This is a genomic window from Sodaliphilus pleomorphus (genome assembly GCF_009676955.1).
In the GTDB taxonomy this organism is placed as follows: domain Bacteria; phylum Bacteroidota; class Bacteroidia; order Bacteroidales; family Muribaculaceae; genus Sodaliphilus; species Sodaliphilus pleomorphus.
The window spans coordinates 1,076,170-1,088,728 of record NZ_CP045696.1 but is presented as its reverse complement, the minus strand read 5'-3'; the positions used below and the strand labels follow the sequence as shown (position 1 = coordinate 1,088,728).

At 57.1% G+C, this 12,559-nt stretch carries 6 protein-coding genes and 2 riboswitches; of the genes, 5 read left to right on the top strand and 1 reads right to left on the bottom strand.

From position 1 onward, the window contains the following. The first annotated feature begins 17 nt into the window (after positions 1-17). The 4 genes from rplJ to rpoC all read left to right on the top strand — a co-directional run bounded on the left by rplJ (position 18) and on the right by rpoC (position 9,236). Positions 18-545 carry a 50S ribosomal protein L10 gene (rplJ, locus tag GF423_RS04395; RefSeq protein WP_154327236.1) on the top strand — a complete coding sequence of 176 codons (528 nt, stop codon included), beginning with the start codon at positions 18-20 and terminating at the stop codon, positions 543-545. 33 nt (positions 546-578) lie between these two features. Beyond that, complete coding sequence (rplL, locus tag GF423_RS04390; protein WP_154327235.1) at positions 579-956, top strand: 50S ribosomal protein L7/L12; 378 nt, start codon at positions 579-581, stop codon at positions 954-956. 107 nt (positions 957-1,063) lie between these two features. Further along, the gene (rpoB, locus tag GF423_RS04385; protein WP_154327234.1) at positions 1,064-4,870 is read left to right on the top strand and encodes a DNA-directed RNA polymerase subunit beta; all 3,807 of its coding nucleotides are present in this window, start codon (positions 1,064-1,066) and stop codon (positions 4,868-4,870) included. 25 nt (positions 4,871-4,895) lie between these two features. Beyond that, entirely contained in the window at positions 4,896-9,236 is a 4,341-nt protein-coding gene (gene rpoC / locus GF423_RS04380) for a DNA-directed RNA polymerase subunit beta' (RefSeq protein WP_154327233.1), read from the top strand. A gap of 153 nt (positions 9,237-9,389) precedes the next feature. Here rpoC and GF423_RS04375 read toward each other — a convergent pair whose 3' ends face one another. Beyond that, positions 9,390-10,289 carry a hypothetical protein gene (locus GF423_RS04375; protein ID WP_154327232.1) on the bottom strand — a complete coding sequence of 300 codons (900 nt, stop codon included), beginning with the start codon at positions 10,287-10,289 and terminating at the stop codon, positions 9,390-9,392. Positions 10,290-10,389: 100 nt separating this feature from the next. Continuing rightward, positions 10,390-10,631: riboswitch (cobalamin riboswitch) on the top strand. 272 nt (positions 10,632-10,903) lie between these two features. Here GF423_RS04375 and GF423_RS04370 point away from each other — a divergent pair. Then, positions 10,904-12,145, top strand: a complete 1,242-nt coding sequence (locus tag GF423_RS04370) for a DUF5074 domain-containing protein (RefSeq protein ID WP_154327231.1) — start codon at positions 10,904-10,906, stop codon at positions 12,143-12,145. A gap of 111 nt (positions 12,146-12,256) precedes the next feature. Further along, positions 12,257-12,548, top strand: a riboswitch (cobalamin riboswitch). The last annotated feature ends 11 nt before the right edge of the window (positions 12,549-12,559 follow it).

Below are 12,559 nucleotides of genomic sequence, written 5' to 3'. Positions count from 1 at the left end.
TTAAAATTGAAGAAACAATGAGAAAGGAAGATAAAGCAGTATTAATCGACAAGATCAAGGACACCATCGCTCAGTACAGTTGCGTGTATCTGACATCGACAACCGACCTGAACGCTGAAAAGACCACCGACCTGCGCCGCGCTGCCTTCAAGGCCGAGGTGAAGATGATGGTGGTGAAAAACTCCTTGTTGAAGAAGGCCATGGAGCAGAGCGACATCGACTACTCGGGCCTCTATCCCGCAATGGTAGGAAACACCACGCTCATGCTGAGCAACACTGGCAACGCTCCTGCTAAACTCATCAAGGAATTCCGCAAGAAGAAAGAGACCCAGCCTGCACTCAAGGCAGCCTTCGTTGAGGAGACCGTCTACATGGGCGAGGAGAGCCTCGAGACCCTGGCAACGATCAAGAGCAAGAACGAGCTCATCGCCGACGTTGTGGCACTGCTGCAATCGCCTGCCAAGAATGTGGTTTCGGCTCTGCAGTCGGGTGGCAACAAGCTCCACGGAATTCTGGAAACATTATCAAACAAAGAAGAAAAATAAATTTAAAAACAACTTTAATCAAATCATACTAAAATGGCAGATTTAAAAGCTTTTGCTGAGGAATTAGTTAATCTTTCAGTTAAGGAAGTAAACGAACTCGCACAAATTCTCAAAGACGAATATGGTATTGAACCTGCAGCTGCTGCTGTGGCCGTGGCCGGTCCTGCTGCTGCTGGTGCTGCTCCCGCTGAAGAGGAGAAGACTAACTTCGACGTGATCCTGAAATCTTTCGGTTCTGAGAAGCTCAAAGTCATCAAGCTGGTGAAGGAACTCACTGGTCTGGGCCTGAAGGACGCTAAGGACCTGGTAGAGAAGGCTCCCGCTCCCATCAAGGAAGGCCTGCCCAAGGCTGATGCTGAAGGTCTCAAGAAGCAACTCGAAGAACTCGGCGCTGAAGTTGAACTTAAATAATTTTACCTGAATATCAGGTATATAGGTTAAGAATCCTCAGGTTCTGTTGATTCTTAACCTTTTTGTGTCATAATTAAAAATTTGAGTTCACTTAATTAATTTTTTCAATGTCAGTTTCCAAACAACCACGAGTAAATTTTGCACGTGTCAAGAATCCGTATCCTTATCCCGATTTCCTTGAGGTGCAATTACAATCATTCAGAGATTTTCTGCAATTAGATACCCCAACTGAGAAACGAAAAAACGAGGGACTCTATAAAGTTTTTTCCGAGAATTTCCCCATCGCGGACACGCGGAATAACTTTGTCCTTGAATTTCTTGACTATTTCATCGACCCGCCGCGCTACACCATCGATGAATGCCTCGACCGTGGCCTCACCTACAGTGTGCCACTCAAGGCCAAGCTCAAGCTCTACTGCACCGACCCCGATCACGAGGACTTTGCCACCGAGGTACAGGATGTGTATCTGGGTGCCATCCCCTACATGACTGCCAAGGGCACGTTTGTGATCAACGGCGCCGAGCGCGTGGTGGTGTCTCAGTTGCACCGTTCGCCGGGCGTTTTCTTTGGACAGAGCGTCCATGCCAACGGCACCAAGCTATATTCGGCTCGCATCATACCTTTCCGTGGATCGTGGATTGAATTTGCCACCGATATCAACAACGTGATGTATGCCTACATCGACCGCAAGAAGAAGTTGCCCGTGACAACTCTGCTGCGTGCCATTGGTCTCGAGACCGACAACGACATCATCAAGATTTTCGGCCTGGCCGAGGAACTCAAAGTAAACAAGACCAACCTTAAGAAGGCAGTGGGCCGCAAGCTCGCCGCCCGTGTCGTGAAAACATGGAACGAAGACTTCGTCGACGAGGATACTGGCGAGGTCGTTTCGATCGAGCGCAACGAGGTGATTATCGACCGCGACACCGTGATCGAGGAGAGCAACATCCCCGAGATACTGGAATCGGGCGCACAGACCATACTGCTGCACCGCCAGGACGTGAACACGGGCGACTATGCCATCATCTTCAACACGCTCGCCAAGGATACCTGCAACTCTGAGAAAGAGGCAGTCAACTACATATACAGGCAATTGCGCAACGCCGAGCCGCCGGATGACGCCAGCGCCCGCGAGGTGATCAACAACCTTTTCTTCAGCGAGAAGCGTTATGACCTGGGCGATGTGGGCCGTTTCCGCATCAACAAGAAGCTGGGCCTCTCGACCCCCGACGACGTGCGAGTGCTCACCCGCGAGGACATCATCGAGATCATCAAGTACCTCATCGGCCTTATCAACAGCAAGACCGACGTCGATGATATCGACCACTTGAGCAACCGCCGCGTGCGCACCGTGGGCGAGCAGCTCTACAACCAGTTTGGCGTGGGCCTGGCCCGCATGGCCCGCACCATACGCGAGCGCATGAATGTGCGCGACAACGAGGTGTTCACCCCAATCGACCTGATCAACGCAAAGACAATATCGTCGGTCATCAACACATTCTTTGGTACCAACGCCTTGTCGCAATTTATGGACCAGACCAACCCTCTGGCCGAGATCACCCACAAGCGCCGCATGTCGGCCCTGGGCCCTGGCGGCCTCTCGCGCGAGCGTGCCGGCTTTGAGGTGCGCGACGTGCACTACACCCACTACGGCCGTCTGTGTCCTATCGAGACACCAGAAGGCCCCAACATCGGCCTCATCTCGTCGTTGTGCATCTATGCCAAGATCAACAAGCTCGGCTTCATCGAGACCCCCTACCGCAAGGTGGAAAACGGCAAGGTCGACCTCGACAACAACCATGTGCAGTATCTCACTGCCGAGAGCGAGGAAGGCAAGATCATCGCACAAGGCAACGCCGAGGTAAACGACGACGGCACCTTTGCCAGCAACCGCATCAAGTCGCGCCTGGGCGCCGACTTCCCCGTGGCCTCGCCCGACGAGGTTAACTATATGGACGTGTCGCCGCAACAGATTGCGTCGATCGCTGCTGCCATGATTCCCTTCCTGGAGCACGACGACGCCAACCGTGCCTTGATGGGTGCCAACATGATGCGCCAGGCAGTGCCGTTGCTGCGCAGCGAGGCTCCTATCGTGGGCACCGGCATCGAGCAGCGTCTGGCCTACGACAGCCGCACCCAGATACAAGCCGAGGGCGAGGGTGTGGTAGAATATGTCGATGCCGACGTCATACGCATACGCTACGACCAGACCGAAGACGAGGCCTTCGTCTCGTTTGAGGAACCCGTAGTAGAATATCACTTGCCCAAGTTCCGCAAGACCAACCAGAACACCACCATCGACCTGCGGCCCATATGCGACCGCGGCCAGCGTGTGAAGAAGGGCGACATCCTCACCGAGGGCTACTCGACCGAGGACGGCGAGCTTGCCCTGGGGCGTAACCTCAAGGTGGCCTACATGCCCTGGAAGGGTTACAACTATGAGGACGCCATCGTGCTCAACGAGCGCATGGTGCGTGAGGACATCCTCACCAGTGTGCACGTCGACGAGTACACCCTCGAGGTGCGCGAGACCAAGCGCGGCATGGAAGAGCTCACCAACGATATCCCCAACGTGAGCGAAGACGCCACCAAGGACCTCGACGAACGCGGCATCATCCGCGTGGGAGCCCACATCCAGCCCGGCGACATCCTCATAGGCAAGATCACGCCTAAGGGTGAGAGCGATCCCACCCCCGAGGAGAAGCTGCTGCGCGCTATCTTCGGCGACAAGGCTGGCGACGTGAAGGATGCCTCGCTCAAGGCCAACCCGTCGCTCAAGGGCGTGATCATCAAGACCCGCCTCTTTGCCCGCGCCACCAAGAAAAAGCGCACCAAGGGCGGCGACCCCTTCATCAACAAGCTCGACGAGGAGTATGGAGCCAAGCAAGACGAGCTCAAGGCATTGCTCATCGAGAAGCTGCTCAAGCTCACCGAGGGCCTTACCTCGCAGGGCGTGAAAGACTTCCTCGACACCGAGGTGATAGCCAAGGGCAACAAGTTTACAGCATCGGTGCTCAAAGATATCGACTACGAGTCGGTCAACCTGAGCAAGTGGACGACCGACGAGCACCGCAACGACATGATACGCTCCTGCGTGATGAACTACCTGCGCAAGAGCAAGGGCATCGACACCGAGCTGCGCCGCAAGAAGTTTGACTACTCGATAGGCGATGAGCTCCCATCGGGCATCATGCAGATGGCCAAGGTGTATGTGGCCAAGAAGCGCAAGATAGGCGTGGGCGACAAGATGGCCGGCCGCCACGGCAACAAGGGTATCGTCTCTCGCGTGGTGCGCGAGGAGGACATGCCATTCCTTGCCGACGGCACCACGGTCGACCTCGTGCTCAACCCCCTGGGTGTGCCTTCGCGCATGAACCTGGGTCAGATTTTCGAGGCCGTGCTCGGCTGGGCCGGTCACGAGCTGGGCGTGAAATTTGCCACCCCCATCTTCGACGGCGCCACGATGGACGACCTCAACAAGTGGACCGACAAGGCCGGTCTGCCGCGTGGCGGCAGCTGCCAGCTCTACGACGGTGCCACGGGCGAGCCCTTCGACCAGAAAGCCACAGTGGGTGTGACCTACTTCCTGAAGCTGGGCCACATGGTCGAGGACAAGATGCATGCCCGCTCGATCGGCCCCTACTCGCTCATCACGCAACAGCCTCTGGGCGGCAAGGCCCAGTTTGGTGGTCAGCGTTTCGGCGAGATGGAGGTTTGGGCTCTTGAGGCCTTCGGCGCAAGCCACGTGCTGCAAGAGATCCTCACCATCAAGAGTGACGATGTCACAGGCCGCAGCAAGGCCTATGAGGCCATTGTCAAGGGAGATCCAATGCCCACTCCGGGCATCCCCGAGTCGCTCAACGTGCTGCTGCATGAGCTGCGCGGATTGTGCTTAAGTGTGAAACTTGAATAATAACGTCTCTTTAATACATTTTTAAATGGCTTTTAGAAAAGACAATAAAGCAAAGAGTAACTTCTCCAAGATAACCATCTCGCTGGCATCGCCCGACGAGATACTCAACAACTCCTATGGCGAGGTGCTCAAGCCAGAAACCATCAACTACCGCACCTACAAGCCCGAGCGCGACGGCCTGTTCTGCGAGCGCATCTTTGGCCCTGTAAAGGACTATGAGTGCCATTGCGGCAAGTACAAGCGCATACGCTACAAGGGCATCGTGTGCGACCGTTGCGGTGTCGAGGTCACCGAGAAGAAGGTGCGCCGTGAGCGCAGCGGCCACATCCAGCTGGTGGTGCCCGTGGCCCACATCTGGTACTTCCGCTCGCTGCCCAACAAGATAGGCTACCTGCTGGGTCTGCCCACCAAGAAGCTCGATGCAGTGATCTACTATGAGCGCTACATCGTGATCAATCCCGGCAACGTGAAGATGGCCAAGCAACCTGGCAAGGAGCCTGAGCCACTGCAGCGTCTCGACCTGCTGAGCGAGGACGAGTATATGGACATCGTGGAAAAGCTGCCTAAAGACAATAACCAGCTCGACGACGACGACCCCAACAAGTTTGTGGCCAAGATGGGTGCCGAGGCTATCTACGACCTCCTGGTGAAGCTCGACCTCGACTCGCTCTCCTATGAGCTGCGCGACAAGGCCCACAAGGAGACCTCGCAACAGCGCAAGGCCGAGGCCTTGAAGCGCCTGCAGGTGGTCGAAGCCTTCCGCGAGAGCAAGGACGTGAACCGTCCCGAGTGGATGATACTCAAGGTGATTCCTGTGATTCCGCCCGAGTTGCGCCCGCTCGTGCCCCTCGATGGCGGCCGTTTTGCCACCAGCGACCTCAACGACCTGTACCGTCGAGTCATCATACGCAACAACCGCCTCAAGCGCCTCATCGAGATCAAGGCTCCCGAGGTCATCTTGCGCAACGAGAAGCGCATGCTGCAAGAAGCAGTCGACTCGTTGCTCGACAACTCGCGCAAGAGCAGCGCTGTGAAGAGCGATGCCAATCGCCCGCTCAAGTCGTTGAGCGACAGCCTCAAGGGCAAGCAAGGCCGTTTCCGCCAGAACCTGCTGGGCAAGCGTGTCGACTACTCGGCCCGCTCGGTCATCGTCGTGGGTCCTGAGCTCAAGATGGGCGAGTGCGGTATTCCTAAGGACATGGCTGCCGAGCTCTACAAGCCCTTCGTGATACGCAAGCTCATCGAGCGCGGCATCGTGAAGACGGTGAAGAGCGCCAAGAAGATTGTCGACCGCAAGGAACCCGTGGTGTGGGACATCCTGGAAAACGTGATGAAGGGTCACCCCGTCATGCTCAACCGTGCCCCAACACTGCACCGCTTGAGTATCCAGGCCTTCCAGCCCAAGCTCATCGAGGGCAAGGCCATCCAGCTGCACCCGCTGGCATGCACACCATTCAATGCCGACTTCGACGGCGACCAGATGGCCGTGCACTTGCCCCTGGGCAACGAGGCCATCGCCGAGGCACAGCTGCTCATGTTCATGCCCCACAACATCCTCAACCCGGCCAACGGCGAGCCCATCACCGTGCCGTCGCAGGATATGGTGCTCGGTCTCTACTACATCACCAAGCTGCGCCCGGGCCAGAAGGGCGAGGGCATGGTGTTCTACAGCCCCGAGGAGGCCACGATAGCCTTCAACGAGGGCAGGCTCAACCGCAACGCCATCATCTCGGTACGCGTGCACGACATCGACGAGAACGGCAACCCCTGCGAGCGCATCGTCAAGGACACTTGCTATGGCCGCGTGATGGTGAACGAGTGCGTGCCTGCCGAGCTGGGCTATGTCAACGAGCTTATTTCAAAGAAAACACTCAAGAAACTTATCACCAAGGTGATACGCACCTGTGGCGTGCCGCGGTCGGCCAAGTTCCTCGACGATGTGAAGAACATGGGTTACCGCATGGCCTACTTGGGTGGCCTGTCGTTCAACCTCAACGATGTGCTCATTCCACCCGAAAAGGAGGCCTACATCAAGGAAGGCGACGCCCAGGTAGAGGAAGTGATGAACAACTACAACATGGGTTTCATCACCAACAACGAGCGCTACAACCAGGTGATTGATATATGGACCAACGTCAACTCCAAGCTCACCGACACGCTGATGAAGCAAATCAGCGCCGACCAGCAAGGCTTCAACTCGGTCTACATGATGCTCGACTCGGGCGCCCGTGGTTCTAAGGACCAGATACGCCAGCTCTCGGGTATGCGTGGCCTTATGGCCAAGCCGCAGAAGTCGGGCGTCGAAGGCGGCCACCAGATTATCGAGAACCCAATTCTCGCCAACTTCAAAGAGGGCTTGAGCGTGCTGGAGTACTTCATCTCTACCCACGGTGCCCGCAAGGGTCTTGCCGATACCGCCTTGAAGACGGCCGATGCCGGTTACCTCACCCGCCGTCTTGTCGATGTGGCTCACGACGTGATCATCACCGAGGAAGACTGCGGCACCCTGCGCGGCCTTGTGTGCCGCGAGGTGAAAAACAACGACGACGTGGTGGCCACGCTGGGCGACCGCATTGTGGGCCGCGTGTCGGTGCACGACGTGGTCGACCCCACCAGTGGCGAGATCATCGTCAAGAGCGGCGAGGAGATAAGCGATGCCGCTGCCGAGCGCATCAACAACTCGCCCATCGAGTCGGTCGAGATACGCTCGGTGCTCACCTGCGAGGCCAAGCACGGCGTGTGTGCCAAGTGCTATGGCCGCAACCTGGCCAACCACCGCATGGTGCAGAAGGGCGAGGCCGTGGGTGTGATTGCCGCACAGGCCATCGGCGAGCCAGGCACGCAGCTCACACTGCGCACCTTCCACGTGGGTGGTGTGGCCAGCAACATTGCAGCCGTGTCCAACATGACCTCGAAATACGACGGTCGCCTGCAAATCGACGAGTTGCGCACTGTGAAGAACAAAGACGGTGTCGACATTGTGATAGGCCGCATGGCCGAGATGCACATCGTCGACGTCAACACGGGCATGGTGCTCACTTCGGCCAACATTGTGTACGGTTCCAAACTGTTCTTCAAGAATGGCGACCTGCTCAAGAAGGGCGACGTGATATGCGAGTGGGACCCCTTCAACGCTGTGATCGTGAGCGAGGTGGGCGGTACACTCAAGTTCAGCAACCTCATCGAGGGCGTGACCTATCGCGACGAGGTCGACGAGACTTCGGGCAACAGCGAGAGCATCATCATCGAGTCTAAAGACCACAACAAGATACCCGAGGCTCAGCTCTACAACGAGCAGGGCGAGCTGGTGAAGACCTATGCACTGCCTGTGGGCGCCCACCTGATGTACAAGGAGGGCGACGAGATCACGGCCGGCGAGGTGTTTGTCAAGATTCCGCGCGCATCGAGCGGCGGTGCCGGCGATATCACCGGCGGTCTGCCTCGCGTCACCGAGCTCTTCGAGGCCCGCAACCCGAGCAACCCTGCTGTGGTGAGCGAGATCGACGGCGAGGTCACCTTTGGCAAGATCAAGCGAGGCAACCGCGAGATCGTGGTCACCAGCAAGATAGGCGAGGTCAAGAAATACCTGGTGCCGCTTTCCAAGCAAATCCTGGTGCAGGAGAACGACTTCGTGCGTGCTGGCACTCCGCTCTCCGACGGCGCCATCACTCCTGCCGACATCCTGCGCATCATGGGCCCGACTGCCGTGCAAGAGTACATCGTCAACGAGGTGCAGAGTGTGTACCGCCTGCAAGGTGTGGGCATCAACGACAAGCACTTTGAGGTGATCGTGCGCCAGATGATGCGCAAGGTCAACATCCTCGATCCAGGCGACACCCGTTTCCTGGAGCAGGAAATCGTCGACAAGCAGGACTTCATGGAGGAGAACGACCGCATTTGGGGCAAGAAAGTGGTGGAAGACGCCGGCGACAGCACCGATGTGCAACCTGGTCAAATCATCACCGCCCGCAAGCTGCGCGACATCAACTCGGCCCTCAAGCGCCGCGACAAGAAGATCGTTGAGGTGCGCGACGCCGTGCCTGCCACCAGCGAGCAGATACTGCAAGGCATCACCCGTGCTGCACTGCAGACCAAGAGCTTCATGAGCGCCGCCTCCTTCCAGGAGACCACCAAGGTGCTCAACGAGGCTGCCATTCGCGGCAAGGTCGACTACCTCGAGGGCATGAAGGAGAACGTGATATGCGGTCACCTCATCCCCGCCGGCACTGGCTTGCGCGAGTACCAGACGCTCATCGTGGGCGACAAGGAGGAGCTGGCTCGTGCCGGGCTCAACACCAAGTCGAAGGCCGACGACGACGCGCTGCCCACCGAGGCTCAGTTCATGCGCGAGCATGCCAACGATTGATCCCGCACGTGCCACGTGCGCATTATGAAAAAATGACTTTTGATTGATTCTTACGAATCTTTAAATATTTTTCCATAGTTAATTAGTTTTTTTTCGCCTGGAGGTTGTTGAAACCGCCAGGCGATTTTTTTTATTGTGTGGGTGTGTTGGCGCTCAGGCGACAATGATGTGAAGACACAGGTAGAGCACGAGCAGGCAGCCCGCGGTGGTGATCATGTTCCAACTCGCTGCCCAGCCTGCAAAGGAGGTGATGAGGTCGATGCCGCTCAGGTTGAGCAGCAGCAAGGCGGCGGTGGCACCTGTGGCGAGCACAAAATAGATGCCCATGGCCTTGAGCACGCTGCGGGTGGCCGCCGAGGCGGGCTTGCGCAACACCGCCAGGCGCAGCAGCCACAGCGCTCCGAGCAGCAGTGCGCATTGCGACACGGGCAGCACACCGTAGACGAGCGAGTGTGGGTCGTTGGCGCTGCGGGCCCATTGCAGCACGGGGTTGAACTGGTCGTAGTAGCTGAACACCATGGGCGAGACCACGAGGGCCATGAGCCAGAACACTGCATCGATGCCCGCCTTGTAGCCCAGCAGGCTGCGCTCCTGGTCGCTGTCAAGCACCGAGCGTGAGGCGCGCCAGACTATCCACCCTGTCATGAGCACGAGCAGCACGGCAAAGTAGATGGTGATGCGCGGGTCGTAGTCGCCAGGGTCCCAGTCGCGGTGCGGGTGCAGCATCATGTCGATGGCAAAGGCGGCGCGGTTCACCACAGTCACGCTCTGGGTGCTGTCGCGGTGTTGAAAGTCGCGTATCACCTTGTCGGGGGCGAAAATCATGCCGTTGAAGTCGGCCCAGGTGCGCCCCAGGCTGATATAGCCCAGCGCCGAGTATACCCGCTCGATGTCGCCGGCCCTCGTGTTGAGGGTAGACTGCTGTTGCTGCAATGCAGTGTCGGGCGCGGGGCCGCCGGCTGCTGCTGCCGGTTGCCGTGTCTGTGCGCTGGTTGCCAGCGCCATTGCCCAAAGCAGCAATATGATAATGTGTCGTGTAGTTGCGCGTGCCATAGTGCTATGTGTGGGCTGCAAAGTTATAGATTTTGGCTGTCTCTGTCAACAAGATTGTGACGCGCAATGTTGCAAATTCAGAAAAATGTGGTTAATTTTGCCGCCGTTAAGCGCGAGGTTCCTGCCCCTGGATCGGGGGGCGAGGATGAAAAGGGAATCAGGTGCAAGACCTGAACAGTACCCGCTGCTGTGAGTTCCCCGCAACACGACACTTCGTTTCACACAAGCCACTGGCCGCACAAGTTGACAGCTACACTCTCTATAAGTCGACTGCATCGGGCCTGGGAAGGCGTGAAACCGAAGGGAACAAGTCAGAAGACCTGCCTTGAGCGCTTGCCTTGCAAGATGTGCGGCCCACGTGGCATTTGGGCTATCAGGCAGAAGAAAAATGATGCAGTCGCAGGTGATACACACACACGACGTTTTGACGTTTTTTCCCCGTCACACACGACCCGCCTTTGTGTCGATGCGATGCCCTGTTGCATAGCAGCTGGCGACGTGTGAGCCATCCTTCTCCCGCAAAAGCCTGAACGGCCAGGTCTCTCGTACTTCATTTTGCAAGGCGGTTGCCGTGCCACTACAATATTGTTTAACACTATAAAAAGAATTGCAAAATGAAGAAAATCTTTACATTGATCATCGCTGCCACCCTGGCCGCAGGCACTGTGGCAGCTGCCAGCTACACAGGCGGCATCTTCCTGCTCAACGAGGACTGGTTTGGACACAATGCCAGCTCGGTCAACTTCTACAGCTACGATGGCGACTCAATTGTGTATCGCGCCTACCAGGCTGCCAATCCTGGCTCGACACTGGGCAACACGGCCGAGTATGCCGCCATTGATGGCGACAACATCTACTTCTGCTCCAAGCAGAATTACGGCAGCACGGGCGGCCGGCTGGTGGTGGCCGATGCCAAGACCCTGGAGAAAAAAGCCTCGATCGACGCCATAGGCGACGCCGACACTCGTGCCTTCCTCGCAGTGAGCGACACCAAGGCCTACATCAGTACCAGCGCCGGTGTGTACACCTACGACAAGTCGACCAACACGGTGGGCCCGGCCATTGCCGGCATCACTGGCGAGGTGGGCAACATGGTGCTCGTGGGCGACAAGGTGCTTGCCGCAAGCAATGGCAAGATCAGTGTGATCGACGCCGTTGCCGATATCCTTGTCAAGACTGTGGCCGTGAGCAGCCTCACCACAGTGTTCGCGGTAGGCGGCCAGGCCTATGCTGCTGCCAACAGCTCTACTTGGGGTGCTCCCGGCTCGTCGAGCACCGAGCATTTTCTCAAGCTCGATGCCACAACCTGTGAGCCAACCGACACGCTTGCCGTGGCCATGGCTACACAAAACACATGGTTTGCATGGAAAAACAGCAACCCGGCCATCGACGAGCAGCATCAGGTGCTCTATTACTCACCCTATGAGGGCTGCAACTTCATCAGCAAGTACGACCTTGCCAGCGGCACGTTCACACAGCAGTTCATCACCTTCGACGGCAGCCAGCAGATGTATGGCAACGTGGTGGCCTTTGATCCCGCCAGTGGCTACATTGTGGCCGAGACCTTTGAAGGCTACAGCTCGCAAAACTACTATCTGAATATTTACAAGAGCGATGGCACCAAGCTCAAGAGCATCAAGCTCAAAGACAACTACTGGTTCCCGTCGATGGTGCTCTTCTCGCCCAGGGAGCAGGTGTCGACGGGTGTCGCAAGCACCACGGCAGCAGGCCAGGTGGCCAGTGTGAAATACTTCAACTTGCAAGGCATGGCCAGCGACGAGCCATTTGACGGCATCAATATCAAGGTCATCACCTACACCGACGGCACAAAGCAATCGCTCAAGATGGTGAAGTAGCAGGGTTTTTCCCCTCAAGAAACTACACCAGCCGCAAGGGCAGCTCACTCATTTTTGGGGTGCACAAGCCATGATGCGTTTAGGGTTGGGAATTTCAGAGAAATAGTTGTAACTTTGCATTTACGACTTGGTGTCGCGGCCAGTGGTGGCTGCGATGAAAAGGGAATCAGGTGAAAATCCTGAACAGACGGTGCTGCTGTAAGCTTCAGCTCTCGTGTAGCATCCCTTGGACCGGGCCACTGCCAAGCGAGGTGGGAAGGCTGGTCTACATGATGGCGCTTGCTTTACCCTTGATTCAGAGGGCGGCCACAGGGCCGGGAAGTTGCTAAGCGTCGTGCCAATGCCAATGCATGGAGGGGTGATTGAAGCAAGTCAGAAGACCTGCCAAGTCAGGAAAATAAAGACCCGTTAGCT

Excerpts from the sequence above, each read along its gene's own strand:
- rplJ (WP_154327236.1), top strand. The coding sequence starts at position 18 with ATGAGAAAGGAAGATAAAGCAGTATTAATCGACAAGATCAAGGACACC.
- rplL (WP_154327235.1), top strand. The coding sequence starts at position 579 with ATGGCAGATTTAAAAGCTTTTGCTGAGGAATTAGTTAATCTTTCAGTT.
- rpoB (WP_154327234.1), top strand. The coding sequence starts at position 1,064 with ATGTCAGTTTCCAAACAACCACGAGTAAATTTTGCACGTGTCAAGAAT.
- rpoC (WP_154327233.1), top strand. The coding sequence starts at position 4,896 with ATGGCTTTTAGAAAAGACAATAAAGCAAAGAGTAACTTCTCCAAGATA.
- GF423_RS04375 (WP_154327232.1), bottom strand. The coding sequence starts at position 10,289 with ATGGCACGCGCAACTACACGACACATTATCATATTGCTGCTTTGGGCA.
- GF423_RS04370 (WP_154327231.1), top strand. The coding sequence starts at position 10,904 with ATGAAGAAAATCTTTACATTGATCATCGCTGCCACCCTGGCCGCAGGC.